Annotated in this window: 27 protein-coding genes and 3 pseudogenes; 13 read left to right on the plus strand and 17 right to left on the minus strand. The window is 66.1% G+C overall.

Translation table 11 applies throughout. The features are described from left to right. Window positions 1-10: 10 nt before the first annotated feature. The 3 genes and pseudogenes from SKC41_RS25055 to SKC41_RS31895 form a co-directional block, all read right to left on the minus strand. A complete protein-coding gene (locus SKC41_RS25055; protein WP_330980383.1) occupies window positions 11-412 on the minus strand; it encodes a RidA family protein in 402 nt (133 codons plus the stop codon). A 33-nt stretch (window positions 413-445) separates the two neighbouring features. Further along, window positions 446-2011, minus strand: a complete 1566-nt coding sequence (locus tag SKC41_RS25060) for a long-chain-fatty-acid--CoA ligase (protein ID WP_330980606.1) — start codon at window positions 2009-2011, stop codon at window positions 446-448. Between the two features lie 188 nt (window positions 2012-2199). Next, window positions 2200-3129, minus strand: a pseudogene (locus SKC41_RS31895) (LysR family transcriptional regulator). Window positions 3130-3232: 103 nt separating this feature from the next. Here SKC41_RS31895 and SKC41_RS25075 point away from each other — a divergent pair. The 3 genes from SKC41_RS25075 (at window position 3233) to SKC41_RS25085 (ending at window position 5816) form a co-directional block, all read left to right on the plus strand. Next, window positions 3233-4021 (plus strand): SDR family NAD(P)-dependent oxidoreductase, encoded by a 789-nt coding sequence (locus SKC41_RS25075; RefSeq protein ID WP_330980385.1) that lies wholly within the window; start codon window positions 3233-3235, stop codon window positions 4019-4021. A gap of 17 nt (window positions 4022-4038) precedes the next feature. Continuing rightward, window positions 4039-4971 (plus strand): catalase family peroxidase, encoded by a 933-nt coding sequence (locus tag SKC41_RS25080; RefSeq protein WP_330980386.1) that lies wholly within the window; start codon window positions 4039-4041, stop codon window positions 4969-4971. 62 nt (window positions 4972-5033) lie between these two features. Continuing rightward, complete coding sequence (locus SKC41_RS25085) at window positions 5034-5816, plus strand: sulfite exporter TauE/SafE family protein (RefSeq protein ID WP_330980387.1); 783 nt, start codon at window positions 5034-5036, stop codon at window positions 5814-5816. A gap of 4 nt (window positions 5817-5820) precedes the next feature. Here the strand turns inward: SKC41_RS25085 and SKC41_RS25090 are convergent, their stop codons facing one another. Further along, window positions 5821-6915: a glutamate--cysteine ligase 2 gene (locus SKC41_RS25090; RefSeq protein ID WP_330980388.1), complete on the minus strand. Its 1095-nt coding sequence runs from the start codon at window positions 6913-6915 to the stop codon at window positions 5821-5823. Window positions 6916-6930: 15 nt separating this feature from the next. Beyond that, window positions 6931-7362: an anti-sigma factor antagonist gene (locus tag SKC41_RS25095; RefSeq protein WP_442931786.1), complete on the minus strand. Its 432-nt coding sequence runs from the start codon at window positions 7360-7362 to the stop codon at window positions 6931-6933. 155 nt (window positions 7363-7517) lie between these two features. On the opposite strand from SKC41_RS25095, the gene SKC41_RS25100 reads away from it, so the two are divergent. After that, the gene (locus tag SKC41_RS25100) at window positions 7518-8138 is read left to right on the plus strand and encodes a TetR/AcrR family transcriptional regulator (RefSeq protein WP_330980389.1); all 621 of its coding nucleotides are present in this window, start codon (window positions 7518-7520) and stop codon (window positions 8136-8138) included. 13 nt (window positions 8139-8151) lie between these two features. On the opposite strand, the gene SKC41_RS25105 is transcribed toward SKC41_RS25100, so the two are convergent. Together SKC41_RS25105 and SKC41_RS25110 are read right to left on the minus strand one after the other, a co-directional pair. Then, window positions 8152-8817, minus strand: a complete 666-nt coding sequence (locus SKC41_RS25105; protein WP_330980390.1) for a DedA family protein — start codon at window positions 8815-8817, stop codon at window positions 8152-8154. Then, window positions 8814-9668 carry an SGNH/GDSL hydrolase family protein gene (locus SKC41_RS25110; RefSeq protein WP_330980391.1) on the minus strand — a complete coding sequence of 285 codons (855 nt, stop codon included), beginning with the start codon at window positions 9666-9668 and terminating at the stop codon, window positions 8814-8816. The genes SKC41_RS25105 and SKC41_RS25110 overlap by 4 nt, the downstream gene beginning before the upstream one ends. A gap of 102 nt (window positions 9669-9770) precedes the next feature. Here SKC41_RS25110 and SKC41_RS25115 point away from each other — a divergent pair, with 102 nt between their 5' ends. The 3 genes from SKC41_RS25115 (at window position 9771) to SKC41_RS25125 (ending at window position 13408) form a co-directional block, all read left to right on the plus strand. Further along, window positions 9771-11429, plus strand: a complete 1659-nt coding sequence (locus SKC41_RS25115) for an acyl-CoA synthetase (RefSeq protein ID WP_330980392.1) — start codon at window positions 9771-9773, stop codon at window positions 11427-11429. Continuing rightward, window positions 11422-12495: a permease gene (locus SKC41_RS25120; protein ID WP_330980393.1), complete on the plus strand. Its 1074-nt coding sequence runs from the start codon at window positions 11422-11424 to the stop codon at window positions 12493-12495. The genes SKC41_RS25115 and SKC41_RS25120 overlap by 8 nt, the downstream gene beginning before the upstream one ends. A 109-nt stretch (window positions 12496-12604) precedes the next feature. Then, entirely contained in the window at window positions 12605-13408 is an 804-nt protein-coding gene (locus SKC41_RS25125; protein WP_330980394.1) for an IclR family transcriptional regulator, read from the plus strand. A 9-nt stretch (window positions 13409-13417) separates the two neighbouring features. On the opposite strand, the gene SKC41_RS25130 is transcribed toward SKC41_RS25125, so the two are convergent. The 6 genes from SKC41_RS25130 to SKC41_RS25155 all read right to left on the minus strand — a co-directional run bounded on the left by SKC41_RS25130 (window position 13418) and on the right by SKC41_RS25155 (window position 18047). Next, window positions 13418-14257, minus strand: a complete 840-nt coding sequence (locus tag SKC41_RS25130) for a polysaccharide deacetylase family protein (protein WP_330980608.1) — start codon at window positions 14255-14257, stop codon at window positions 13418-13420. Between the two features lie 122 nt (window positions 14258-14379). Further along, window positions 14380-15105, minus strand: coding sequence for a class II aldolase/adducin family protein (locus SKC41_RS25135; RefSeq protein WP_330980395.1), 726 nt, complete (start codon window positions 15103-15105; stop codon window positions 14380-14382). After that, a complete protein-coding gene (gene hcaB / locus SKC41_RS25140; RefSeq protein WP_330980396.1) occupies window positions 15102-15908 on the minus strand; it encodes a 3-(cis-5,6-dihydroxycyclohexa-1,3-dien-1-yl)propanoate dehydrogenase in 807 nt (268 codons plus the stop codon). The genes SKC41_RS25135 and hcaB overlap by 4 nt, the downstream gene beginning before the upstream one ends. Next, entirely contained in the window at window positions 15905-16159 is a 255-nt protein-coding gene (locus tag SKC41_RS25145; protein WP_330980397.1) for a dihydrodiol dehydrogenase, read from the minus strand. The genes hcaB and SKC41_RS25145 overlap by 4 nt, the downstream gene beginning before the upstream one ends. Then, entirely contained in the window at window positions 16156-16695 is a 540-nt protein-coding gene (locus SKC41_RS25150) for a 3-phenylpropionate/cinnamic acid dioxygenase subunit beta (protein WP_330980398.1), read from the minus strand. The genes SKC41_RS25145 and SKC41_RS25150 overlap by 4 nt, the downstream gene beginning before the upstream one ends. After that, on the minus strand, window positions 16692-18047 hold the full coding sequence (locus SKC41_RS25155; protein ID WP_330980399.1) for a Rieske 2Fe-2S domain-containing protein: 1356 nt from the start codon (window positions 18045-18047) through the stop codon (window positions 16692-16694). Before SKC41_RS25155 ends, SKC41_RS25150 begins: the two co-directional genes overlap by 4 nt. Window positions 18048-18193: 146 nt before the next feature. On the opposite strand from SKC41_RS25155, the pseudogene SKC41_RS25160 reads away from it, so the two are divergent. The 4 genes and pseudogenes from SKC41_RS25160 to SKC41_RS25175 form a co-directional block, all read left to right on the plus strand. Next, window positions 18194-18277, plus strand: a pseudogene (locus SKC41_RS25160) (hemerythrin domain-containing protein); the annotation flags it as partial. Window positions 18278-18310: 33 nt separating this feature from the next. Further along, a complete protein-coding gene (gene pcaH, locus SKC41_RS25165; RefSeq protein ID WP_330980400.1) occupies window positions 18311-19069 on the plus strand; it encodes a protocatechuate 3,4-dioxygenase subunit beta in 759 nt (252 codons plus the stop codon). Continuing rightward, window positions 19062-19553: a protocatechuate 3,4-dioxygenase subunit alpha gene (locus SKC41_RS25170; RefSeq protein WP_330980401.1), complete on the plus strand. Its 492-nt coding sequence runs from the start codon at window positions 19062-19064 to the stop codon at window positions 19551-19553. The genes pcaH and SKC41_RS25170 overlap by 8 nt, the downstream gene beginning before the upstream one ends. Beyond that, window positions 19550-20788, plus strand: coding sequence for a lyase family protein (locus SKC41_RS25175; RefSeq protein ID WP_330980402.1), 1239 nt, complete (start codon window positions 19550-19552; stop codon window positions 20786-20788). Before SKC41_RS25170 ends, SKC41_RS25175 begins: the two co-directional genes overlap by 4 nt. Here SKC41_RS25175 and SKC41_RS25180 read toward each other — a convergent pair. The 4 genes and pseudogenes from SKC41_RS25180 to SKC41_RS25195 form a co-directional block, all read right to left on the minus strand. After that, on the minus strand, window positions 20741-21466 hold the full coding sequence (locus SKC41_RS25180) for a TetR/AcrR family transcriptional regulator (protein ID WP_330980403.1): 726 nt from the start codon (window positions 21464-21466) through the stop codon (window positions 20741-20743). The two genes, SKC41_RS25175 and SKC41_RS25180, sit on opposite strands and share 48 nt — an antisense overlap. Before the next feature lie 391 nt (window positions 21467-21857). Continuing rightward, window positions 21858-22496, minus strand: a pseudogene (locus SKC41_RS25185) (dienelactone hydrolase family protein); the annotation flags it as partial. Window positions 22497-22518: 22 nt separating this feature from the next. Continuing rightward, entirely contained in the window at window positions 22519-23643 is a 1125-nt protein-coding gene (locus tag SKC41_RS25190; RefSeq protein WP_330980404.1) for an Rv2629 family ribosome hibernation factor, read from the minus strand. Between the two features lie 229 nt (window positions 23644-23872). Next, entirely contained in the window at window positions 23873-24133 is a 261-nt protein-coding gene (locus SKC41_RS25195; protein ID WP_330980405.1) for a hypothetical protein, read from the minus strand. A 166-nt stretch (window positions 24134-24299) separates the two neighbouring features. Between SKC41_RS25195 and SKC41_RS25200 the strand changes: the two genes are divergently transcribed. Beyond that, window positions 24300-25547 carry an alpha/beta hydrolase family protein gene (locus tag SKC41_RS25200; RefSeq protein WP_330980406.1) on the plus strand — a complete coding sequence of 416 codons (1248 nt, stop codon included), beginning with the start codon at window positions 24300-24302 and terminating at the stop codon, window positions 25545-25547. Window positions 25548-25561: 14 nt separating this feature from the next. Beyond that, complete coding sequence (locus SKC41_RS25205; protein WP_330980407.1) at window positions 25562-26965, plus strand: wax ester/triacylglycerol synthase family O-acyltransferase; 1404 nt, start codon at window positions 25562-25564, stop codon at window positions 26963-26965. Window positions 26966-26977: the final 12 nt, after the last annotated feature.

Raw genomic sequence — 26977 nt, forward strand, 5'->3', positions numbered from 1 at the left:
GAAAAGCAGGCTATAACATCGCGGATCGGCGGACCGCGGTGACTTCGACTTCCACCCGGATATCCGGCCAGACCAGCGCCGGGACCACCGCGAGCATGAACACGGGTTCGTGTCTGATCACCGACGAGCGCACCGCGGCATAGGCCGGAATGTCGGCCGCGTCGATCAACCACTGCCGCACGCTGACGACGTCGGACAATCGCGCCCCGGCCCGGCTCAGCGCTTCCTCGACGTTGCGCCACGCCTGGGTGGCTTCTTCGGTGAAGTCCTTGGGCAGCGTTCCGTCGGGACGCAGCCCGGGCGTGCCGGAGGTGTAGATGACCTCAGAGCCCGCGGGTACGCGTACCGCGTCGGCGTACCTGCCGATGCGTGCGGCGACGCCGGTGTTGACGGATTCGAACGGCCTGCTCATATCGCCCTTTCGTCGTGGATCGTGCAGCCGGCGTCATACCTTGCGGGCGCGATCCTTCCAATATGGTTCGCGGAGCTGGTTTTTCAGAATCTTGCCGCTGGCGTTGCGGGGCAGCTCGTCGACGAAATCGACCGTCCGCGGGCACTTGTAGCCGGCCATGTGCTGGCGGCAGAACTCGATGATCTCGGCGGGTTCCAGGCCGGGGCCGACGACGATCGCCTTGACGGACTCGCCCCATCGGTCGTCGGGCACCCCGATGACTGCGGCGTCGGCGATCCCGGGATGCTCGAGGAGCACGCTTTCCACCTCGGGCCCGTACACGTTCTCGCCCCCGGTGATGATCATGTCCTTGAGCCGGTCCTCGATGAACAGGTAGCCGTCGGCGTCGAGACGTCCGATGTCACCGGTGCGCACCCAGTCGTCGGCGGTGATGGTGTCGGCGGTGGCTTCGGGCCGATTCAGGTAGCCGATCATGCGCTGATCGCTGCGCACCCAAACCTCGCCGGACTCGCCGTGTGGCAGCTGCTCACCCGACTCGGGATCGACAATGCGAATCTCGTTGCCCTGAGCGGCTTTTCCGGCCGACATGAGCAGTTCGGGCCGGCTGGAATTGCGGTGGTCGTCGGCGTCGAGCGCCGCGATCGCGCCGCACAGCTCGGTCTGTCCGTAGACCTGCACGAAGTTCATCTCGGGCCAGGCCGCGAGCGCGCGCTGCAGCAGCGGCACCGGCATCGGGGCCGCGCCGTAGACCAGGTAGCGCAGAGCCGACATCGCGCGGATCGCCGCCTCGCCGGCGTCCAGGAATCGGGCGATCACCGGCGGCACCAAGAATGCATGCGTCGCACCGGCTTTCACGGCGCCGATCAGCGTCGCGGCCTCGGGCTCGCGGGTCAGGAACGTCGGTGCGCCCGCCCGGATACCGAAGAACGCATACGCGATACCACCGACGTGGAACAGCGGCATGGCAACGAGGTTGGCGTCGCCGTCCGAGAAGGGAAAGGGCGGCGACAGATTGATGATGTGATTGACCAGGGCCCGCTGGGTCAGCTGAACGCCTTTCGGGCGACCGGTGGTGCCGGAGCTGTAGATCGTGATCGCGGCGTCGGTGTCGGCGACCTCCGGATCAACCTCGACGGGTGGTGCTGCGGCGACCAGGGATTCGTATTCGTCCTCGGCGCCGCCCACCACGATGACGCGCTGCACGCCACTCACCTTCGCGCGGATCGCCTCGACCGCCGGCGCCAGCTCGGCACCGACGACAAGCACCTGCGCGCCGCTGTCGTTGAGCACGTGGACGAGCTCGTCGCCGATCACCCGCCAATTGACGATCGTGGACACCGCGCCGATCGACGTGGCAGCCAGCAGGGTTTCCAGACAGGCGGGGTGATTCTTGTCCAGGAATGCCACCACCTGGCCGCGCCGCAAACCCGCGGCTCGCAGCGCGCCGGCCGTCTGGCGAATACGCGACGCCCACTGTGCCCACGACCACTGCCGCTCACCGAAGTGGATCGCCACGTCGTCGGGTCGGTGCGCCGCGTGCTGCTCGACCATGCCGACGAGCGTCTCCGTCGTGCCGGTGCTGACGTCGGCTGGTGGCATTAGTTCTCCGCTCATCGAAAATCCCTGGGTCCCCGGATGCAGTCAAGTCCAGGCTAGTCACCCTGTCCACGACGAGTTTCGTGAGAGTAGGAGCCTCCATCCTCCAGGCCGGCGTCGGCTAGGAGGTCGATGGGAGGTCGACCCTCGAAATATCCGAACGCATCAGCGTCACCGTATGAGCCGCGCAATCACGCGGTTGCCACGGTGATTCGCGACCGGTAAGGATCGGTGAAGGGCAGCCAGGCCTCGTCCAGACCGGGTACCTCCGCTTCGGCCGTCAGCGCGTCGATCACCCCACGCACCGTCTCGCGGTTCTCGATGCGCCGCCACACCAGCGACCACGTCCAATAGGGTGCGGGCGCGGCGATCGGGCGCTGCACGAGATCTGCCGGCCGCGCGGCGGTTTGCGCCTTGGGTGACGCAAGCACCGGTCGGCCCAGCCGCCGCACATGCTCGAAAAACATTGGGGCAGCAAGCCCCCCGTCGCTGATCCGCACCGTGCGAGCTCCGGTCTCCCGGGCGAACTGCTCCCCGTACCGGTTCCACGAGAACCAGCTGCCGGAGTCGGCGTCGAGCAGCACCACTGCGTCGGACGCCTCGACCGGTGAGGCGTCCGAGCCGACGCTGACGGCGTAAAGCTGTTCGGCGCCAATGAGATGCGCGTTCAGGCCATGCCGGTCCAGGTCGGAGGAGCGCACCCCGCAGATCGCCAAATCGACGCCGCCCTCGGCCACCCGGGCGACCTACGCGTGCGACGGCAGCACCCACGTGTCGATGTGCACCTTCGCGACCGCGGAGGTCCGATCGGCCAGGTCCGGGGGAAGCCACTGCGCATAGCCGATCCGCACGGGTTCGGCCAGCGACAGCCCGATTGCCGACCGGCGCAACTGATCTGCCTGATCCAGCAGCGTGCGGGCCGACGGGAGCAACGCCGCTCCCGTTGCTGTGAGGGTGACCGAGCGCCGGTCGCGATCGAACAGTCGCACCCGCAGATCCCGCTCGAGGACCTTGATTTGCTGCGAAAGTGACGGTCCGGCAATGCATAAGCGCTTCGCGGCCCGACCGAAATTAAGCTCTTCAGCGACCGCTACGAAATAACGAAGGTGACGCAACTCCACACGGAAAATGGTAGTGCGACACTGGGAGTCATGGCCTAGCAGAATCGCGATGACAACGTATGTAACCATTGCTGGGCAAACCCTCGGATAAAGGAATCAACACATGGTCAATGTTGATCGCGCTCGTCACCGCACTGTCGTCGTGACGGGTGCGGCGTCGGGCATCGGCCTGGCTACCGCGCGGCGCCTGATAGCCGAAGGCGCCACCGTGATCGGAGCCGACCTGGCATCCCCGCCGGACTTGGGACCCGACTTCCACTTCGTCACGGCCGACGTGACCGAAGAGACGGCCATCCAGGCCGTGTTCGCCGCCGTGCCGGGCCGCCTCGACGGCGTCTTCCACGCGGCCGGTGTTGCCGGCGGCGGCCCGGTCCATCTACTCGACCGCGCGGAGTGGGATCGAGTGATCGGGATCAACCTCACCGGTACCTTCCTGGTCGCCAAGGCGGCCCTGGCCAAGATGATCGAGCAGGACAGGGTCGACGGCGAACGCGGCTCGATCGTGACCGTCGCCAGCATCGAGGGACTGGAGGGCACCGCGGGCGGCAGCTCCTACAACGCGGCCAAGGGTGGAGTGGTGCTGCTCACCAAGAACATTGCGCTCGATTACGGCCCGAGCGGCATCCGGGCAAACGTGATCTGTCCGGGCTTCATCGACACACCGATGGCCCAAAGCGTTTTCGGGCTGCCGGGAATGGAGGGCCCGCTGGCCTCGATCACCGAGGAGCACGCGCTGCAACGGCTCGGCCGGCCCGAGGAGGTCGCGGCCGTGGCGGCGTTCCTGCTATCGCTCGACGGGTCATTCGTCAGCGGCCAGGCCATCGCCGTCGACGGCGGCTACACCGCGGGTCGCGATCACGGTGTCGTCAAACTCTTCGGCTTTCCCGACTAGCGCCTTAAGATTCGCGCATGGTCACTCCTGACGAAGCGATCGAGGCGATTCGAGGTACCGGGGGAGCCCAACCCGGCGCTCGGGCGCTGCACGCGAAAGGCACGCTGTACCGCGGCACATTCACCGCTACCCGGGATGGGGCGACCCTGTCCCGGGCAAAGCATCTCGACGGCAGCGAAGTTCCGGCGCTGGTCCGGTTCTCCAACGGATCGGGCAACCCGAAGCAGCCCGACGGCTCGCCGGGAGTGCGCGGGATGGCGGTGAAATTCACCCTGCCCGACGGATCCACCACCGACGTGTCGACCCAGACGGCCCGGCTGTTCGTCTCCAGCAAGCCGGAGGGTTTCGTCGATCTGCTCAAGGCGATGCGGCCCAGCCTGACGACACCGCTGCGAATGGCGAAGTACTTCGTCACCCATCCGCGACTGCTCGGCGCGTTGCCGGTGCTGCGCGACGCCAACAAGGTACCGGCCAGCTACGCCACCATCGAGTACCACGGCCTGCATGCGTTCCGGTGGATCAGCGCCGACGGCAACGCCAGATTTGTTCGCTACCACCTGATCCCGGCCGCGGGCGAGAGCTACCTCTCGGGCGCCGATGCCCGCGGTGCGGCCCCGGACTTCCTGACCGAAGAGCTGAATACGCGCCTGGCACAAGGGCCGGTCCGGTTCGACTATCGCGTGCAGATCGCCGGGCCGCAGGACTCGACGATCGACCCGTCGGCGCCGTGGCGAAGCGCCGAGACGGTCACCGTCGGCACCCTGGAAATCACCGGACTCGATACCCAGCGCGAACACGACGGCGACATCGTCGTTTTCGACCCGATGCGAGTGACCGACGGCATCGAACCATCCGATGACCCCGTGCTGCATTTCCGAAGCCTCGCGTACTCGGCGTCGGTCAAGCTGCGCACCGGTGTGGGGCGCGGCTCCGAAGCGCCTCCGGCCTGACGCAAGCGCGCCGAGCTGCACGATTGCCGGCGCATTACGTTGTGCGGCTAGTGTTTTTGGAAGTGTTGGCTTCGCATGTCATTTTGATCGGCCTGGCCGGGATCGCCGCCGGCGCAATCAATGCGCTCGTCGGATCGGGGACCTTGATCACGTTCCCGACGCTCGTCGCCCTGGGCTATCCGCCGGTCACCTCCACGATGTCGAACGCCGTCGGTCTGGTCGCCGGCGGTGTCTCGGCCACCTGGGGTTACCGCGCCGAGCTGGATGGTCAGTGGGATCGATTGCGTTGGCAGATCCCGGCGTCGCTGGCCGGTGCCGCGCTGGGCGCGTACTTGCTGCTGCACCTGCCCGAGAAGGTATTCATCGAAGTGGTGCCGGCGCTGCTGGTGCTGGCCCTGCTGCTGGTGGTAGCCGGGCCGCGGATTCAATCCTGGGCGCGCCGTAGGGCCGAGGCCCAGGGTCGTTCCGCCGACCACGTCTCGCCGGTGCGGATGGCGCTGCTGGTGTTCGGCACGTTTGCCGTCGGGGTCTACGGCGGGTACTTCACCGCCGCGCAAGGCATCTTGCTGGTCGGCGTGATGGGGGCACTCTTGCCGGAGTCGATGCAGCGCATGAACGCGGCGAAGAATCTGTTGGCCCTCGTCGTGAATATCGTTGCGGCGGTGGGTTATACGTTGGTGGCATCGGACCGCATCAGTTGGTCGGTGGCCGCGATCATCGCCGCGAGTTCGCTGGTCGGTGGATTGGTCGGCGCGAAGTACGGCCGCCGGTTGTCGCCGAACGCGTTGCGCTCCACGATCGTGGTGGTGGGGCTGATCGGGCTGTATCGCCTGTTAGCGGTGTAGGCCGTCAGCCTGCCGTGGCCGCGGCGGCGTAGTCGATGACGTCCATCATGTCGCCGCGCTGTTGCCAGACCTTGCGTTGCCGCATCGCACCGTTGCCCTGCGCCAGGATGCGGTCGAGTTCGGCGGTGGCACGGTCGTATTCGCCGAGTTCGTCGAGCGCCGGACGCACCCGTTGCACCAGGGCATCGAGCTGCTGACGAGCCGGCACCGCGCGGTGCTGGTTCGCCGAGTCGAGCAAGTGTCCCGACAGTCCGTCGTGGGCGGCCTTCCAATACGCCGCCCGCAGCGCCGCCGGTGGCAATCGGCCGCCGTCGTCGCCGCGGCCGTCCACCTTCAGCGCCGTCATCACCGCGGCCCGGATCAGGGTGGCCAGCAGCACCGTCTCCTCGACCGTCGCCGGTACGTCGGCCACTCGCACCTCGACCGTCGGCAACTGCGCCGACGGGCGCACGTCCCAATAGATCATCTTGGGATCCAGGATCACTCCGCCGTCAAGCAGCATCCGCACGGTGCGGTCGTACTGCTCCGGTGAGGCGAAGAACGGCGGCGGCCCGGCGGCCGGCCAGCGTCGCCACAGGATGCTGCGCCAGCTCGCATAGCCGGTGTCGGTACTGCGGTACAGCGCCGAATTCGCGGACAGCGCAAGCAAAGACGGTAGCCACGGTCGTAGCCAGTTGCTGACCTTGATGGCGGCAGCCCGGCTGGGTACCTCGACATGCACGTGGCACCCGCAGATGCCTTGCTCGTGCGCGATCATCCCGAACTCTTCCCCGATCCGCTGATAACGCTCGGTTTCGGTGATCGGGAACTCGTGCGGTGTGACCGGAGGGAGCCCCAGGGCCAGCAGCCGCACGCCACTGGCCTCGGCCGCCTGCGCCGCGGTGCGCCGCAGCAGCGTGAGTTCCGCACGCAGTTCCGCGCTGCTCGTGGCCACACTGGAGGCGGTTTCGACTTGGCAGCTGCTCAACTCCAGCTGCAGCGCGATCCCCCGGCGCTGGGCCTGCGCGGCCACGTCGTTATTGGATGGGGCCGGTTCGCCCGTTTCGGGGTCAACGAGGAGAAATTCCTCCTCCACACCGAAGCTGGGTAGGTGTTGCATCCAGCGCCCGGGGGGCTAACGAGCCAGCGCTGAGTCCACGGTCGGGTAGACGGGCAACATGCCGCTGAGCCCACACGCGTCGACGATTCGGAAAACGATCCGCTGCGGACTGACCAGCCGCAGTTCGATTCCGCGCCGGCGCAGGGCTGCTGCCGCGTCGGCCAACACCTCGACCGCGCAGCAAGCCATGAAATCCAGTCCGGTGACGTCGACGATCAGGGGGCCGGGGGACGCGACGACACCGGCAGCTTCGTTGACCAGATGGCGCCAGGTTTGCTCATTGCAGGCGTCGATCTCGCCGCCCGCATAGATGATCACGGCCGCGCCGCGGCGATCCGTGGTCGCCCGCAGCGTGCTGTGCGGGTCGCCGAGCTCGTAGACCAGTCGCGTGCTGAGCATCAGCCGCGGGCCCGACGTGGGGGGAGCATGATCTGCAGTTGTCTTCATGGGGACTCCTAATCGACGGGCGCCGTCGGCGCCGCGATGGATGTCCGTCCTAGTGTCTGAAGACAGACTTTCCGCGAAGTGCGCGGATCTCCTTTGTATAACGAGACAGAGCGGTCTGTCTACATGTACCGGTTAAGAGTATCGTAAGCCTAAATATGGAAAATTCCGACATCGTGCCGGCCGCTCCGTCTGCCCGTGAACGGATCTTGAATGCGGCATATGAGCTGTTCAGCCAGCGTGGGATTCGTGCTGTCGGCACCGATGAGGTGATCGACCGCGCCGGCGCGGCCAAGGCGACGCTGTACCGGCATTTCGCGACGAAGAACGACCTCGTGCTGGCCGTCCTGGAGCGCCGCGAAGAGATCTGGACGCACGGGTTGATCGAGGCCCAGTCGGAGCAACGCGGCACGACGCCGGAGGAACAGCTGCTGGCGATCTTCGACGTGATGCACGAGTGGTTTCAGCTTCGCGACGGCTTTGAAGGCTGCTCGTTCATCAACGTGCTGCTCGAGCTGGGCGCCGATCACCCCGCCGGGCAGGCCAGCATCGCGCATATCGACCACGTCCGCGACATCGTGCGCCGCCGCGCGCTGGCCGCCGGTCTCACCGACGTCGAGGACTTCGCCTCGTCATGGCACATCCTGATGAAGGGGGCCATCGTTCTCGCGGCTGTGGGTGACCTGGAGGCTGCTCGGCGCGCGCAGAAGATGGCCATTGTTCTGATTGAGCAACACCGCCCGGCGGCCGTGATCGAGACAGAGGAAGCGACCGGCTAGCTCGCCCGCACCGTCAAGCAGCGTCGGCGGCCGTGCTTCCGGTCTTCTGCTCGTATTCGGCCTCGAGTTCGGCGATCGCGCGGGATGTGCGTTCGCGCAGCAGGATTGCGGCGATCAGGCCGACAATGATCGCGATGACGAGGGCGACCCAGGAGAACCGCTCCAGCCATCGTTCGGCGGCCATTCCCGCGAAATAGACCAGCGCGGTCGTGCCGCCCGCCCAGCAGATGGCGCCCGACACGTTGGCGGCCAGAAAGCGCTTGTAGTGCATTTTCAGCGCGCCGGCCAAGGGCCCGGCAAAGATCCGCAGCAGGGCGATGAAGCGCCCGAAGAACACCGCGCGGATTCCCCAGCGATCGAACAATCGCTCGGCCAGCATGACGTGCCCCGGGCCGAAGTGCTTGGGGAAGCGCTGGCCCAGCTTGTCGAAGAGCCCCATGCCGAATCGGCGCCCGATCGAGTAGCCGATCGAGTCGCCGATCACCGCGCCGATCACGGCGGCGACGCCCACACCGATCGGGTTGACGGCAAGGTCGTGATGGGACGACATCAGCGCCGCGCTGACCAGAACGATCTCGCCCGGAAGCGGGATACCCAGGCTTTCCACCCCGACCACACCCCCGACCACGAGGTAGACCGCGAGCGGCGGGATGGACTGCAGCAAAGCCTCGACGTTCATGGGTCAAGGATGCCTGACGGACGTCCGCCCCGTGCCGCAATGTCGCCCCTGGGCGCGGCGTCGTGCGGACCGCTGACCGGTTCCAGCTCGGGCCGCTTAGGGAATCGGCCGTCGGCCGCGGACAGGCCGCGCATCCGTCGCCACAACCAGGGGAAGAAATTGTCTTGTGTCCAGCGCAGTTTGCCGTAGGCGCCGTCAGCGATGGACAGCTGCGTGGGATTGGGGTGCGCTGCGGCCCAATCATGGCTGCTGTCAGGCAAATTGAGGGCCTCGGCGGCTGCGGCGGCGAACAGGATATGGCCCTTGGAGGACGCGTGCACGCGGTCGTAGCTCCAGGTGTCCCAATCGCGCATCGAGGCCGCGTTGTACAGGTCGATGAGCTTGAATCCGTAGCGGGCGGAGGCGACGGTGATCGCGTTGTTCATCCGGGTCAGCCGTTTGGACACGATGCGGCCGAACGGCAGGAATTGAGCGACGTTCGGGAAGGTCGTGGTTACCACCGTCGCGCCCGATCTGGCCAGCGCCGCATAGACGTAGTCGAGCTCGGCCAGCGCTCGCGGGAATTGTCGCCCGGGCTGGATGACGTCGTTCATCCCGGCGCAGATGGTGATCAAATCCGGCTTCATCGCCAGCGCGGGTGGAATTTGCTCCGTGAGTACGTCGCCAAGCTTCTTGCCGCGGACCGCGAGGTTGGCGTATTGCAACCCGGGGTAGAGCGTATCGAGCATGACGGCGAGTCGATCGGCAAAGCCCAAGAGGCCGGTGGTTTCGTCACCGTCCCAAAGACCTTCGGTTTGGCTGTCGCCGAGGGCGACGAACCTGGAGTATCCGGCCCGCATAGCTCCGTACACGATGCCGAGACTAAACCTGTTGCTATTTCCAGTGCGTGACATCCGCCGCGAAACGCTGTTGTAGCGTGGCTCTCGCCGCACCGCACGGCGTGAGGAGAGTTAGTGGAATTCAATCTCGCCCAAGTGTTCTCGGCTGTGGCTGCCGCCAATCCCGATCGCGACTGCATTGTATTTGGTCACCGACGATTCACTTTCTCGCAAACTGACGAACGTGCCCGTCGGCTCGCTCGGGCGCTGAACTCGTGGGGCCTGGGCGCGCGGCGGGAACGTCACGAGCTGGCGCCGCACGAATCCGGTCAAAGCCATCTCGGCCTCTACCTGGCCAACGGCAACGAGTACCTCGAGGGAATGCTCGGCGCGTACCAGGCGCGGGTGGCCCCGTTCAACGTCAACTATCGCTACGTCGCCGACGAATTGGTCTATCTGCTGGGCAATGCCGGCGCGGAAGCGGTCATGTACCAGGCGCGGTTCGCCCCGACCCTGGCCTTAGCGTTGGATCAGGCGCCGGATCGGCTGCAGTCGATGCGGCTGATCCACGTCGATGACGAGTCCGGAAACGATCCGTTGCCCTCGGCGGTCCGGTACGAGGACCTGCTGGCCTCGGTGACCGACGAGCCGCTGGACCTCGCGTTGTCGCCAGACGACCTCTACGTCCTTTACACCGGCGGCACCACCGGGATGCCCAAGGCGGTGCTATGGCGACAGCACGACATCTACATGAACGCCATGGGCGGGCGACCACCGTTCGGCGGCGACCCGGTGACCAGCCTCGACGACATCGTCGAACGGTCGCGCGCCGGCGGACCCGGCTCGATGACGTGCGCGCCGCTGATGCACGGCGCGGCACAGTGGGCGGCGTTCATCAACCTCTGCGGCGGCCGGCCGTTTGTGATGGCCCCGACGACCACCCACTTCGATCCGGCCGAAGCGTGGGCGCTGGCCAGCCGGGAGCGCGTGATGTCGTTGTCGTTCGTCGGCGACGCCTTCGGGCGGCCCCTGATCGACGCGCTCGAGTCCGGAGACTACGACCTGTCCGGATTACTGATTCTGGTCACCGGCGGAGCGGCGCTGAGTGCTCCGCTCAAGCAGCGATTCCTCGATCTGCTGCCGCAGTTGACGATCCTGGACGCGGGAGGATCGTCGGAGTCCGGGAACCAGATGGGGCAGGTGTCCAGCCGGCAGCAGGGCGCCAGCGGCCGGTTCGCCCCGAACCCGGGCGCGGTGGTGGTCAGCGAGGACATGACCCGGATTCTGTCGCCCGGCGACGACGAAGTCGGCTGGCTGGCCCAGCAGGGCCTGATACCGCTGGGCTACCTCGGCGACCCGGAGAAGACCGCGCGGACCTTCCCGGTGATCGACGGGATCCGGCATTCGGTTCCCGGGGATCGGGCTCGCTGGTTCGCCGACGGCGAGATCGAGCTGCTGGGCCGCGATTCGGTGACGATCAACTCCGGCGGCGAGAAGATCTTCGCCGAAGAGGTCGAAGCCGCGATCGCCGAGCACCCGTCGGTGTACGACGTGGTCGTGACGGGCCGGCCCAGCACCCGGTGGGGAAACGAAGTCGTCGCGATCGTCGCGCTGGCCGACGGTGAACATGCTTCGCAAGAAGAAATGGCCGACGCCATCATCGCCGAGGCGGCCCGCCATATCGCGCGTTACAAGCTACCGAAGGCGATTGTCTTCCGCGACCGTCTGCAACGGTCGCCGTCCGGCAAGGCCGACTACCGGTGGGCGAAAGCTCAAGCAGCACAAGATGTCTGAACGGGGCTGGACGCCACGACTGATCCAGGGCCGCGTCGGCGTCACGGTTGGTGTTCTCGTCACGGTGGCCGTGTTCGTTGTGGGGCTGCTCTGGGCGAAGTGGACGCCATACCTCGCCAAAGCGTTGAAGGCGCAGCGGACTCATCACTGGTCGGGGTCGAACATCCTCGCGGTCGGCGGCGTGCGCGCCGGGGACACCCCGACATGGCATGCCGCCACGACCTTCTTTCACGCGTACTTTGCCTCGATTTGGCCGGCGTTGGTGGTGGCGCTGCTGATCAGCGCGTCGGTTCAGGCGTTGGTGCCGCGGGCGTGGTTGCCGCGCGTGCTGAACCGGCGCGGGCTGATCTCGAGCGCGTTGGCCGGGGGAGTCGCGAGCATGCCGTCGATGATGTGCACGTGCTGTGCCGCTCCGGTCGCTGTCACGTTGCGGCGCACCGGCGTCACGCGCGCCGCCGCCATCGCCTACTGGCTGGGGAACCCATTACTGAATCCCGCGGTACTGGTCTTCCTGTTCTTCGTCGCGCCCTGGCAATGGACGTTGACCAGGGCGCTCGTCGGTATCGCGACGGTAATCTGCGTGGCGGTGTCGGTGGGTTTGGTCACCGGCGCGCGGGGCGCCGAACGGTCCGTGGCCGAGGCGATCACGCCTCCTGACGCTGAGTCTGGCTGGCCCGCAAGCAGATTCGTGCGCGCCCTGCTCTGCCTGTGCCTGGTTCTGTTGCCGGAGTACGCGATCATGGTGCTGGTCGTCGGGGCGGGTCGGGGCTGGCTGGTGACGTTGACGCAACCGTCGCACCACGGTCTGCTGATCGTGGTGCTCGCGGCGATTGTCGGCACACTGCTCGTCATTCCGACGGCGGGGGAGATACCGATCCTGCAGAGCCTGGCGCTGCTGGGGGTTTCGTCGGGGCCGCTTGGTGCGCTCCTGATCACACTTCCCGCGATCAGTGTCCCCGGCGTCGCGATGGTCGCTCGCAGCTTCGGATGGAAGGCCATCGCGACGGCAACGGGTGCGGTCGTCGCGATGGGTTTAGTCGGTGCGGGTGTGCTCAGCGCGTTGTAAGCGTCGTCGCCTCCGGCAGCATGCCTCGCGAGTGGGGAGCTTAGGGACGGGTTCAGGGCGGATTTGTTACGTAGGCCCCACACTCGGCGCAACGGGCTACCGTGAACTCGTGCCGAAGAAGGAGCAGCAGGCCGGCAGCGAGCCGGCCGCCGATTCGCTTGTGCCGCAGTACCCGATCGAATCGGTCGACAATGCGCTCAAGCTGCTGCTCCTGCTGGGCGAGCAGCCGCAGATCCGGCTGAGCGAGGCGACCCGTTATCTGGGTGTGGCATCGTCCACCGCGCACCGGCTGCTGGCGATGCTGACCTACCGGGGGTTCGTCCGTCAGGACCCGGTGTCCAAGGCCTACCTGCCCGGTCCGTCGCTCACCGGCGTGGCGTTTGCGATCTTCGGCCGCATCGACATCCAGGGCTCCGCCACGCCGATCATGCGGGCTCTGTCCGACCAGCTCCGGGAGACCACGCACGTCGGCATGCTCGACGGCGCCAATGTCCGTTTCGTCGCCGCCGTCGAGGGCCCCGCCGCGGTCCGGGTGGCCTCCCGTCTGGGACGCACGATGCCGGCGCACTGCACGTCGACGGGCAAGGTCATGTTGGCCCAGCTGTCACAGCCGCAACTGCATGCGCTGCTACCCGACGAGCAACTCGAGCGCATCACCGCGCGCTCGATCGCCAGCCGCGCCGAGTTGGAGGCCGAGCTCGCCCGTATCCGCGAGCGCGGGTATGCCATCAATCGCGAGGAGAGCGAGGAAGGCGTCGCATCGGTCGCGGTGCCCATCCCGACTCGCGCGCCCGGCCTGCGGCTTGCGCTCAATGCCGCCGCGCCGCAGCACCGGCTCGACGGTGCACAGCACGCGTCGGTAGCGGCCGCACTTGTCAAGGCAGCCAAGGAGATTGGCGACCAGCTCGGCTGAGACGACTGCTTAGCTAGCGAAACTCGGTGTCCGGTAAGGGATTTCCGGTCGCAGGAAAACGTCGTTGAGGGTGACTGTGCGCAATTGGCGGGCCCTGATGATCTCCACCAGCTGCCCGTACACGCGGGTGACCGGTGCGTGGTTGAGATGGCCGATCACGATGCTTTGCGGCGTGAAGTACTGGTTGGCCATCTGGACAATCTGGTCTTCGGAAAGCACGGCGGAATCCCGCAAGTCGCCATTCCACAGCGTGGGTACCTGGTAGCCGAGGTCGGCGGCCACCGCGTCGACCACGGCGCTGTGGTGGCCATACGGCGGCCGGAAGTACGGTGCGGCGTCCACGCCATAGGTATTGCGCAAGAACACATCCGTGCTATTCAGCTCGTCGGCGATCTGCTTGGGCGACAGCTTTGTCAAGTCCGGATGCGTCCAGGTGTGGTTGGCCAGCTGAATCTGCCCGGATTCGACGAGCGGCCGAAGCAGGGGCGCGTTCTCCGTCCACGACTTGAAGACGCCGGTGACGAAGTAGGTGAGCCGCACGCCGGTGTCCTTGGCGAACTGTGTGTAGAGCCGCACCACGTCGGTGTCGACCCCGTCATCGACCGTCCAGGCCAACAGATCTCCGTTGCCGGGAAGCTTGCTGAGAGCCGCGCCGCCGGGCAGCGTCACCCGCGCCGCCGGGCCGGGCGGGGGCAACAACTTGGGCGGCGGCGGGGCGACCGGGTTCGGCGCGGATCCGAGAACATCGGCGCGCGCGACCGTGTCCTTGGGGCCGTTGGCGGACGACCACGAGATTCCGGTCACCGCAACGGTTGCCGCCACCGCGACCAAGAACCGCCGTCGGTCCAATTCGGTCACGTGTGCACTCCTTGATCCAGTTCAGACCTTTGCAAGGCTAAGCTGCCCGCCCCGGCAATCCCGCTCGTAACCGTCGAGTGTCGCCGGCAGATATGAACTTGTGACCTTTGGGGTTAGTCGGCTCGCAGCCGGGCGACCTCATGGCGCCAGGCGGCGTCGGTGGTGAAGGCCGGCCCTAAATCGGGCAGGTCGTCCCAGTCGGCGTCGTCGATGTCGTGCAGTGTGCCGCCGGCCGAGAGCACCCGCAACGCCATTCGGGCCAGCTCGTCGACGCTGATCGCCTGCAGCACCGCCTGCTGCACAGTGGCTGCGGCACTGGTGATTCCGTGTCCGCGAAGGATCACCACCGGCCGGTCGCCCATCGCGGCCACCATCTCCTTGGCCAGCCCGCTGGTGCGGATCAGCACGGCGCGTTGGTAAACCGGGACGCCGTCGCGCGCGAGCCACGCGCCCGGAATGTCATACGCCCCATAGATCGGCCGGATCGCGACGCGAGCCAGATCGGCGGCGACGACCGCCGGCGGGTGCAGATGCGCGACGGCGAGGTGCTGGGCATCGGCCAGCATGGTCTCGACGTGGATGGGCAGTTCGTTGGGGACGCGGTACCCGTCGAGTTCACCGGCGGCGCCCGCACTGCCGTCGAATCGGACCAGGCGGATGTCGCTGGGCGAGGTGTTGGCCACGCCGGTATCGGAGTCGCTGCGGCAGCGCACCAGCAACCGGTCGTCGTCGACGCGCAGACTCAGGTGGCCGAGCATCCCGTCGACCAGGCCGCGGGCCTCGGCGATCCGGCAGCCCAGGGCGATAAGCGTGCGTTGGCTGTCCAGCTCGCCGGTCATCGTGGCTGTGCCTTCGGTGTGCCGATGCCGAACCCGCCGTCCGGGTGGATGGTCTCGCCGGTGATGCCGCGGGACCGGCCGGAGGCCAAGAACACATACGACCAGGCGTGGTCCGCGCCGGTGAGCGCGACGTTCAACGGGGTACGTGCGGCGACGTCGCGCGCCCGGTCGGGGTAGTCGTCGAGTCGGGTGTCCTTGAGCCCCAGGCTGTTCAGACCACGCAGGTCGGTATTGAGGGTGCCGCCGGGTGCCACGCCGTTGACCCGGATCTGTGGCGCCAGCTCGTGAGCCAATGACGTGACCAGTCCGCGCACGGCGAACTTCGACGACACGTACAGCACGCCACCGCGCCCGGGGTAGTACGACGACGCGGACTCGGTCAGAATGATCGACGGCTCGGTCCCGTCGCGCAGGGCCGGGACCGCCGCCTTGACGGACTGCAGGTGGCTCAGCACGTTGGTGCGAAACATTTCGTCGAATGCGACCGCGAGGTTGTCGGCGTCGAGATCGGCCACGCCCCGGTAGAAGTCGAAGACCCCCACGCAGTTGACCAGGATGTCGAGCCCGCCGAAGGAATCGACCGCCGCGGCGACAGCACCGCGGTTGGCCTCGCTGGTGATCGCGTCTCCTTCGACCACGCGCACGTCGGCTAGCTGTGACCGCAGCTTGTCGCACTTGTCTGGATCACGTTCCAGCACAGCAACTCTGGCTTCTTCGGCGACAAACGCGTCCACAACGGCCCGTCCGATTCCGGATCCGCCGCCCACGACCAAGGCACGTTTGCCGCGCAACCAGGCGGTCACTGCGGGTCGGGGAGCAGCGGCGCCTGGGAGTTGCCCACCATCGCCGCCATCGTTCGGGCGTTCTGCCACGTCAGCGCCTCCACCTCTAGTGCGTCCAGGCTGATCCACCGCCCAGTCCTCGGGGCGCGGATCAGCAGTCTCGATCCATTGCGGGTGTCGACTCGCTGTATCACGACTTCAGTGAATTCGTTTGCGACGGTAATCAGTTCGCCGACCGCACCCGCCGTCAAACGCTCGAGTTCGTCGTTCACAGGAACACCGCCAGGTTCTGCATCCGCAATACCGACTCGTCAGCGCTGATCGTGCGCCGCGCGAGTTTCCATCGATCATCGCACCAGCGCAGCAAGTCCTCGCGACCGCAGGACATCAGCGCGCTCTCGTTGACGTCGCCGCGACTGCGGAACAGCAGTTCGGCGGATTCGACCACCAGGTGTTCGGCATCATCGGACTCGAAGGTACGCACGTTGGTGATGAAGTGGCGCAGCCGCGACGGCGGATCCTCGGCCCACACGTGTTCGGTGCCCATTCGCGCCACCCGCTGGCTCAATGAGTACTTGTCCTCGTCGAAGTGGGCCATCCCGGGTTTCGGAAACGCAGAGGTGTCGAACCCGACGCCGCGTGCGGTCGTGACGCGCACCGGCATCACGTAGCGGACATCGTCGGTCAGGGTTTCCAGCCACGCCTCGTACTGTTGGGCATCCAGCAGGTAGGCCTCGTCCACCAGAAACTGATGCGCCTGAAAATGCCGGGGGTCATCAAAGGGCAAGGACGGCAAGGTCTTTCTCACGCGGTGGCCCCCTGTAGATAATCAGCCCACAACTTCAGCAACTCGCGCTGGTTGTATTCGTTGTAGCCGACCTGCGCGCGGCCCGGGCCGTGGAACGACTCGGCGGGCAGCGCCTCGACCACCGGACGATCGTCGGACAGCAGGCCCATCCGGCTGTTCAGCAGCATCCGTCGCGCCATCGAGCCCCCTGCGGTGGTGGTCAGCGACACCCAGTTCTCCACGTCGTCTTGTTCGAACATGCCCGTCGAGCCGAAGCACATCAGATAGGCCTTGTAGGAATCCAGCTTGTACTGCGGCGGCGCGGCGGAGTCCACCGCGAACCACGAACAGACTTCGGTTTCGTGCTCACTGATGGGCTGCCACAAGCGGATTGAAATGAAGGGCACCACCTCGTCATGGTGACCGTCCACCACGTCTCTTACGCGCGGCCAGTTGTGCACGAAGCTCAGGTTGGGAAAGCAGGTGGCTGCCGAGATCATGAACCCGTCCTCGCCGACCACCCGCTGTTGCTCCGGTGTCCACACGCCTTTGATCCGGTCGATCATCTCGTCGGGGTAGCCGACGTAGCGCATCCGTTCCTCGAAGCTGCCCGGTGGAAGTTTGTACGTGGTGCCGCCGCCGCGATGTGCCCAGTAGGTGGCGCCGTCCTTTCGCTTCTGCGCCTTGGGTTCTCGGAACAGGCCGATCTCCACTATCGACGCATGCGTATGCGGCGTGTGGTACATGTCGCCGGAGAAATTTTCGGCGCCGATCTTCCAGTTCGCCTTGATCCGCCAGCGCTGCGGCCCCCGCACTTGCAGGCCGCCCGTGCTCTGCTTGGTGTAGAAGTCCAAATAGAACCGGAAGTCGCCGAGGAAATCCCGCAGGGGCTCGGCGTGCGGATCCATGCTGATGAACAGCAGACCGTTGTAATTGGCGAAGTTCGGTGCCGGCAGCAAGCCGTGGGCGCTCCTTATGAAGCCCTCGTCGCCGCCGTAGGCCTCGCGGTGAAACGGCAGGCCGGTGAGCCGCCCGTCGTTGCGATATGTCCAGCCGTGGTACGGACAGCGGAAGTTGGAGGCGTTCCCCATCTCGGCTCGGCAGACCTGCATGCCGCGGTGCAGGCACATATTGAACAAGGCGTGCACCTCGCCATTGCCGTCCCGGGTAAGGATGAATGAGTCGTCGAGAACCCGGCGCACCACGTAGTCGCCGTCCTGCGGGATCTCCGATTCGTGGCCCACGAACGTCCAAGCCCGGCTGAACAGCCGCTCCTTCTCGAGCGTGAACAGCTGCCGGTCGTTGTAGATGTGGGCGGGGATCAGGCCGCGGCGCACGTTCTCGAACAGGCCGTCCTCGACGTCGTCTATCACGGGGCACCCCATCGCTCTGCTCTACAGAAATATCCTCCGATCAGTAGAATCCCGCATTTCGCCCCGGCTGGTCAAACACGACCGGCCAGGGCATTCAGTCGCCGGAAAGGATCCTTGAGGGCAACTCACAGGCTTCGCACAACTGAGCGGCGCGGGTCGAGCAATACCGGGGCTCGGCGGTGCACATGATTCGCACCAAAGGGCGCGCCGCGCTGGTACGGGCTCTGTAGCTCGGGGGCCGTCGGCGAGTAGCGTCACGCTTCGTGAGGGCCGCACCGGAGCGCGTCGCGTCGCAGGATGACATCACGGCGGAGATCGCCGAATTCGCGGCTCGGCACGCCGGCGGCTCGGACACCCGGCCGCGGCTCGACTATCCGCCGTACCGCAGCAGTGCGCTGCGCCACCCGAAACAACCTCTGCTGCTGGTGGATCCCGACGAGCTCGAGCGCTGCGCACCGTGCTTCGGCGAGCGTGATGTGGACCCGCGCGACGCCGACCTGACGGCCGGCCACCCGGGCGAGCCGATCGGCGAACGCATCATCGTGGTCGGGCGGCTGCTCGACCAGTTCGGACGACCGCTGGCCGGGCAGCTGATCGAGATCTGGCAGGCGAACGCCGCCGGCCGCTACCGCCACGAGCGCGACCAGCATCCGGCTCCGCTGGACCCGAACTTCGTCGGGGCCGGCCGCTGCCTGACCGGGGCCGACGGGACCTACCGATTCTTGACCGTCAAGCCCGGTCCTTACCCCTGGCGCAATCATCACAACGCCTGGCGCCCGGCGCACATCCATTTCTCGCTGTTCGGTACCGCGTTCATCCAGCGCCTGGTCACCCAGATGTACTTCCCAGGCGACCCGCTGTTCGATTTGGATCCGATCTTCCAATCGGTCGTGGATCCCGTTGCGCGCCAACGGCTGATCGCCGGTTACGACCATGGGCTCACCGAGCCGGAGTATGCGACCGGCTATCGGTGGGACATCGTGCTGGCGGACGACTCCTGGACCGAGGCCGAGCATGACTGAATTGGCCTGCACGCCAGGGCAAACCGTCGGTCCGTTCCTGCATCTCGGAATGCCTTGCGCCCCGGAGTTGGTGGGGGATTCGGATTCCCGAGCCATCCGACTGCACGGCACGGTGTACGACGGCGACGGCACACCGGTGCCGGATGCCCTGGTGGAACTCTGGCAGGCCGGCGACGGGTTCACCGGATGGGGCAGGGCCGCAACGGATGTCGACGGGCATTACGGTTTCACCACCGTGGCGCCGGGACGCCCGCCGTTTTTCGCGCTCGCCGTCTTCGCGCGCGGACTGCTGGACCGGCTGTTCACTCGCGCCTATCTGCCCGGGGCGGACCTGGCCGCCAACCCGCTGTTGGCCGTCGTCGACGCCGGGCGGCGCGCAACGTTGTTGTGCGTCCCGGAAAGCCAAGGGGGTTACCGCTTCGACATTCAGCTGCAAGGTCCGCGCGAGACCGTGTTTCTGGCCTACCGGGGCGCCGGGGGATGACCAATCTGTTGTGGCCGGGCGATCACCGGGCCGGCGAGCACATGACCGATCAGGCGCTGCTGCGCGCGATGGTGGCGGTGCAATCGGCCTGGCTGAGCGCACTGGCCTCCGCTGGTCTGGCGCCCGCCGACGCCGCAGGCGCCGACCTGTCAAACCTGGTGGACGACGAGGACGTCGAGACGCTCGCGGTCGCCGCCGAGAACAGCGGCAATCCGGTCGTCGCTTTGGTCGAGCTGCTGCGCAAGCGGGCCAAACCCGGTATCGGTCCGTGGATCCACCGCGGACTCACCAGCCAGGACGTACTGGACACCGCGCTGATGCTGGGTGTGCGCGGCGTCGCCGATGAGCTGAGAATGCAGCTGCGCGAGCATGTTTGGGCATTGGCCGCGCTTGCGAACACGCACCGGGCCACCCCGATGGTGGCCCGTACGCTGACCCAGCAGGCCGCGCCGACCACGTTCGGCGTCAAGGCGGCCGGGTGGTGCCACGGTGTGGTCGACGCATATGAACGGCTTTGTGGCCTGAGCACCCCGATTCAGCTCGGCGGTGCCGTCGGAACATGGTCGGCCACGACGGAACTCGCGGCGCTGCTCACCGGCGCGACCGATCCTGCAGAGGTATCGGAGCGGGTAATGCGCAGTGCCGCAGCCGCTTTAGGCCTCGCTGTGCGTATGCCATGGCATACCGCCCGGATGCCGGTCACCGCGGCTGCGGATGCCTTCCTCGGGTGCACCGATAGCTGGGGCCGGATCGCCTCAGACGTCGTTGTGCTGGTTCGCCCGGAGATCAGCGAGCTGAGCGAGCCGGCCGCCGAGCAGCGGGGCGGCTCGTCGTCGATGCCACACAAGCGCAATCCGGTGCTGTCCATCTTGATTCGGCGCGCCGCGATATCCGCACCGCAACTGGCCGCGACCCTGCACACCGCGGCGGCGCTGGCCAACGACGAACGCCCCGATGGCGCTTGGCATGCCGAATGGGACACGCTGCGGACCCTGACCCGGCGGACCGTGATCGCGGGCTCCCAGTGCGGCGAGCTGCTGGCCGGGCTGGAGGTACATGCCACCCGGATGGCCGAGAATCTAAGTGCAGCAGACGTTCTCGGTGAGCAGCGGACAATCGCCGAGCTGGCCCGGATGCCGCCGTCGCAAACCTATTTCGGCGGCGTCGACCGATTGATCGACGAGAGCCTAGGACGCGCCGAGCGGGTAGTCGGCAAACGGAGCAGTGGTCCGTAGTGCCAGGGCCGGGTGTCCGGCAGTGGCGATGCCGTCCTCGTAGATGCTGGCCAGCCAGATGTGCACCAGCGTGTCGATCACCCGATCTTCTCGGATCGCCGGTTCCTCGGAGGTGAACGTCGCGGCCATCACCCGCTCGCTCAACATGTTGAGTGCGATGGACAGATCCTCGGCCGAGACGGTGTCCGGCGCGGCGCCGCGCTCACGTTCGGCCTTGATCGCGCTGGTGGTGAACGAGATCCACGTCTGCATCAGCGTCGACCACAACGCCCGGACCTCGGGGTTGGTGGACTTGGCCGAGGCGCCGGCCACGGCGACCGCCCGGTGCGATCCCGACACCTCGAAGAACGCCTCGATTCGGTCGCGCCACAGCGTCGCTGGGTCACCGGCCAGCTTGGCGCGCAGCGACTTGAGTGCCGCATGCGCCTTGGTGTTCATCTGGTCCAGCAACGACAACAGCACCGCATTTTTGGACCGGAAATAAAAGTAGAAGGTGGGCCGGGAGATGCCCGCGCCTTTCGCCAGATCGTCGACGGAGAAGTCGGCTAATGGCCGCTCTTCCAAGAGCCGTTCGGCGGTGGCGAGAATCGCCTTCTCGCGGTCGTCTCCCGAGTGATGCGACGCACGACGGCCGCGCGAGGCATGCGCATATCCGCTGTAGGCCGAGGGGTCGGACACGGCACATACCCTAGAGGTACATCGACATATGCCAGGGAAATTGTCGATTAAAACCAACAATAATGTCGATTAAGTTCAACACTTCTTCTCTATCGATTCATTCGTCGCCCCGCGCGAAAGGCGCAGCAGCAAGCCGACGCAAACTACAAACTACCTTGCGACTCGGGACTTCCGCCCCTACTTCGCACCTGACCGGCGATGGTCGCATCTATACATCGATCAACGGGACAGGATGATTTGGTGATGACGAAAAGCAGTGACGACACCAAGAAGAGTCCCGCGGACGAGCCGGTCACGGGCCTGCACCACTGAACGAGGCCTGTCGCCGAGTTGAAAGCCGCGGCGGTCCCGGCCTCCTCCTACCCCCACCGGGACCGCCGCTTTCAAAACCCTAGGGCGCCGCCGGATCGAGGTGACCCAGAAACCAGTCCCGGGCCAGGGCCGCGACCTGTTCGAGCGTGCCCGGTTCCTCGAACAGGTGGGTGGCACCGGGAACCACGGCGACTTCACACTCGACTGGGATCGCGGCCTGTGCCCGCCGGTTCAGCTCGAGGACCATTTCGTCGTGCCCGCCGACGATCAAGAGTGTCGGAGCCTGCACTTTGCGAAGCAACCCGTTCGCCAGGTCGGGCCGACCGCCACGAGACACCACCGCGCCGACCTTGATACCGGGATGCGCGGCCGCAGCCAGGGCAGCGCCCGCTCCGGTGCTGGCACCGAAGTACCCCACCGGTAATGACGCGGTATCGGGTTGAGCGGCAAGCCAGGCCGAGACGTGGATCAACCGATGCGCGAGCAACCCGATGTCGAAGACGTTGGACCGGTTGTGTTCCTCTTCGGGTGTCAGCAGGTCGAAAAGCACCGTGGCGAACCCTGCCATGTTGAGTACTCCGGCGACATAGCGATTGCGGGGGCTGTGCCTGCTACTACCGCTGCCATGCGCGAACACGATGACACCCTTGGGGTGCGGGGGGATAGTGAGCTGGCCGGCCACGGATGCCGGCCCGACGGCCACCCGGATTTCCTTGTCTATCATGGTGATCGGCCCGATCCTAGGGTTGCCGGCTGGCCAGGCGGTCGGTCACGGCATACCGCAACAACGCGGCAATTCCGTCGGTCGGTGCGATCCGGTTATCGGCCCGGACCAATGAGGCGCCAACCGCGATCGCGCTGAACGGCAACGCCTCGTCGGCCCGTGCGATGCGCTCGACCGGCTCGCCCAGTTCGGACAATGCGTCGGCATCGGGCGCGATGGTGGTGAGCGCGTGGCCGGTGACCACGACGGTGTCGGCCAGTTCACCGATGATCAGTGTGTCGATGTCGCCGTCACGCAGGGCCGCGCAAACGTCGGCGAGTCCCTGGGCTGCCAAGCCGGATCCCCGCCCGATTTCGGCTTCGAATCGACCTGCGATGGCCGTCATTTCGAGGCCATGACGCCGAGCGAACTCCGCCGAGGTCGCCTGGTGGACCTCTTCTTCGTCGGCGCGGCCTTTCTGAGCACCGCCGTGCAGCTGCGAGACGCGTTCGGCAACCCGCTCCGGCAATTCGGCAAGAAGATCGGCGCGTGCCGGAACCGCGCCGCTGACGAATACGACCTCGGGGTTGGCGTCGTCCACCAACCGGGTCAAGTGCTCAGCGATCGCGCGACAGTTCATCCGGATAGCTTCATCGGTCGTGTGTTGGAGATCGCCGTAGCCATTCCAGCCGGCGGTGGCCGGCTTGTGCACGGGGTACCCGGCGCCTTTCACACGAGTGGATTTGACCCCGATGCCGTCGTAGAGACTGATGTCCGCGCCGGTGTGGTCGACCGCGGCGAACACGTAAACCGGTCGCCGCATCGCACCCTCGATGAGCGGCAGGACGTACGGGTAGTCCGAAAAACGAACCACCGTGCTCGGGGGTGGGCTGCTGAGTTGTTCGTCAATCAGCACGCGGTCGCCGGTCGCGATCAACGCCTTGCCGCGCCGGCCCACCGCAGGGCGGTGGTTGCGCACCGCATCCGCGAGCGTGTCGATGAGTTCAGTTCCCGCACCCATGTTTTCAAGGTGCTTACGGATTTCGTGCCACTTCGCTTCGAGTTGCTCGACCGCATCTGCCGCGTCGTGGGAGTCGTCGAAATACACCGAGGCGAACGGGCCTTCCGCCTTTACCAGCCCCCTGAGACGTTCGGATCGCATGTCGCACCTTTGCTGTTGTGTCTTCGTTTACTGCTGGTCAACGTATGAACGGCAACTGCGAGCCCGCCAGAGCCATTAGCCCCCTGATGTGGGCCTTAAGTCCCTGTCGAAGGGACCGGCCCTACGATCCACCTTCGCAAGCAGGTCGAGAGATCGCGCGCGGCTGGCCGAAGACACCGTTGGCCGGGCAGTTGGATCTCAACCGCCCGGCCAACGCGTCATCTGGTCGCTACTTACTCGTCGCCTCCGCGGCGCTGTGCACCACACTGCGGAAGAACTCGATGCGCGCGGTGGTCAATTCCTCTGCCAGGTCCAGTGCGGCGTCGACAACGGTCTTGCGTCGCGACTGCTCCGGGAGCACAGGACTGATTTGATCGACGAACTTGCGTACCGCCTCGATGGCTTGCTTGCGGCCGGATTCGACCGACTCGAGCACGTCGTCAGAAAGTTCCGCCCAGCGCGGCTCGGATTTTGCGGGTGCCTCTGTCATGATCCCACTCCTACTCGAAACAAAGTCTTGCGGTCGCCCATGACGGTACGGTGTTCCGCGGACCGGCACGAGTGACTAAAGTCCCTTGTCACAACTGGACTTTCGCGATGCGCGACGGGCCCTAGGTCCCTAACGGGCCGACCCGGGACGGTGTTAGCGTGCGGTCATGGCAACGCCCACCGGCGACGACCCACAACAGCGGGCCGCTTCTCATCGAAGCGCGCCCGGTGGCGCCTTGGGTGAGGCCATTACCCCCTTCGTGCATACCGGCCAGTACGTCACCCGGTCCTGGCGCGACTACCTTGGTGGTGCGTCGGACGAACTCCCGATCGCACGGCCAACTATCGCGTTGGCGGCACAAGCCTTTCGCGACGAGGTCGTCTTGGTGGGCCTGAAGGCGCGCCGCCCGGTCAGTCAGCCCGAGGTGTTCGAGCGCATCACCCGCGAGGTGATTGACGGGGTCCAGTTCTACGGGGACAGGGGATGGCTGGAAAAGCCCAGGGGCTTCTTCGGCGCGCCGCCGGTGCTTTCCGACGTCGAGATCCGAAAGGTCAGAGGGCGCAGGCGCTCATTCCAGCGCATCTTCTTCGACAGTGGGTACGCACCGCACCCCGGTGAACCGGGGGCGCAACGATGGATGAGCTACACCGCGAACAATCGCGAGTACGCGCTACTGCTACGCCATCCGGAGCCACGCCCTTGGCTCGTGTGCATCCACGGAACCGAAATGGGACGTGCTGCATTGGATCTCGCTCTCTTTCGGGCATGGAAACTGCACGATGAACTCGGACTCAACGTTGTGATGCCGGTTCTCCCGATGCATGGGCCCCGATCGCACGGTTTGCCCAAGGGGGCGGTGTTTCCCGGGGAGGATGTGCTCGACGACGTGCACGCGACAGCTCAGGCGGTGTGGGATATCCGGCGGCTGTTGTCCTGGATTCGCTTGCAGGAGCCCGAATCGCTGATCGGGTTGAACAGCCTGTCCCTCGGCGGCTACATCGCGTCGCTGGTCGCCAGCCTCGACAAGGGCCTCACCTGCGCGATCCTAGGTGTGCCCGTGGCAGACCTGGTCGAATTGCTGTGGCGCCATTCGGGTCTGGGTCACGACGACCCGCGCCGGCAGACGATGGAGTTGGCCGAACCGATCGGCCGTATGGTCTCGCCGTTGTCGCTGACTCCGCTGGTGCCCATGAGGGGCCGCTTCATCTACGCCGGCATCGCCGACCGTGTGGTGCATCCCCGCAAGCAGGTGACCCGCCTCTGGCAGCACTGGGGTAAACCGGAGATCGTCTGGTACCGCGGTGGTCACACCGGATTCTTCCGCTCACAGCCCGTGCAGCGGTTTGTGTGGGAAGCATTGCGGCAGTCCGGTCTGCTGGACGGGACTGCTACGCAGCGTGACCTTCCTGCCTAGTCGCGGAGGTTAACATGCATCCGCTGGATCCACTGGACGCGGCGATGATGGCCGCTGAGTTGGTGTCGAGCCCGATGCATGCCGGCGCCGTGCTGATCCTGTCGCCGCCCGAGGATGCCGGCCCGGCCTACGTCGACGAACTGCATCGGGAGACACTGGCCGCAAACGGATCGATAGATCCCCGGCTTTGCAGATATCCGCATCGTGGTATCGACACCGCCGGCATCTGGGTGTGGCGGGACAGCGAGCGACCTGATGTGAGTCGACACTGTTTGCGCCGCACCGTCTCTGGCGGCTACGACGCCTTCTGGCGGCTGATCGGCGAGCTGGACGCGCAACGCCTCGACCGGTCCCGTCCGATGTGGATGTCCTATCTGATCGACGGTCTCGAGGATCGTCGATTCGCGTTCTACATCAAGGTGCATCACACCCTGATCGACGGTGTGGCCGGTCTTCGGATGATCGCCGACGCATTGAGCAGTGACCCGACGCGTCGGTTGATGCCGCCCTTCTATGCGGATCACCGCGACGGATCCGTGTCGCCCTCCGCTTCGCCGGGATTGGTGTCTCGTCTGACTGCGCCGGTACGGGCGCTGCTCGACACCACGGCGTCGGGCGTCGGTCTGATCGAGCGAGTCGTCACGGGAGAGCTATCGACGCTGATGGACGGTCTGATCGGTTACACGACCGGGTGGCCCTTCGGAGCGCCCTACACCCGGTTCAACGGCCGGCTGGGGACCGAGCGGGCGGTCTGCGCGGGCAGCTGGGCCAAGGATCGTATCCAGGCGGTGCAAGAGACAGCCGGTGTCAGTGCCAACGACGTGGTAACCGCAATAGTGGCCGCAGTGGTGCGGCTCTGGCTGGGGGACCGCGGTGAACTACCCAAACAGTCGTTGGTTGGCGTCTGCCCGATCACCGTGCGCGATCGCAGCGTTGATCCGTCAATTGACCAGCACGGCAACATGTTTGGGCTTTGGTTGTGCCCGTTGGGCACAAATCTGGATGACCCGATCGCGCGATTGCAACTGATTCACCGGTCGATGTCGGAAGGCAAACACTGGGTCGCGAAACGGGGATCGGCGGCGTCGCTTCTGACGAATGCGGCGAGCATCGCCGCCACCGTCGTTTCTCCGCTGCTGCCTTTCACGCCGAAGATGCGGACAGGGTTCAACATCCCGATATCGCACGTGCCGGGTCCTCGGGTCGAGATGTATTGGAACGGTGCGCATGTCGAGCAGATCTATCCGGTGTCGACCGTTTACGACGGGATGGCACTCAACGTCACGACCTGCTCGTACGCCGACCGCATCGGATTCGGCTATGCGGCTGGTCGTGACGTCGTGCCGGATATCGACACGCTGATACCGCTGACGGAGCAGTGCCTGGCCGAACTCGAATCCGCCGCAGGCGTGCGCTGATGCCGAGCAAAG

The sequence above is a fragment of the Mycobacterium sp. 050128 genome (genome assembly GCF_036409155.1).
Classification (GTDB): Bacteria; Actinomycetota; Actinomycetes; order Mycobacteriales; family Mycobacteriaceae; genus Mycobacterium.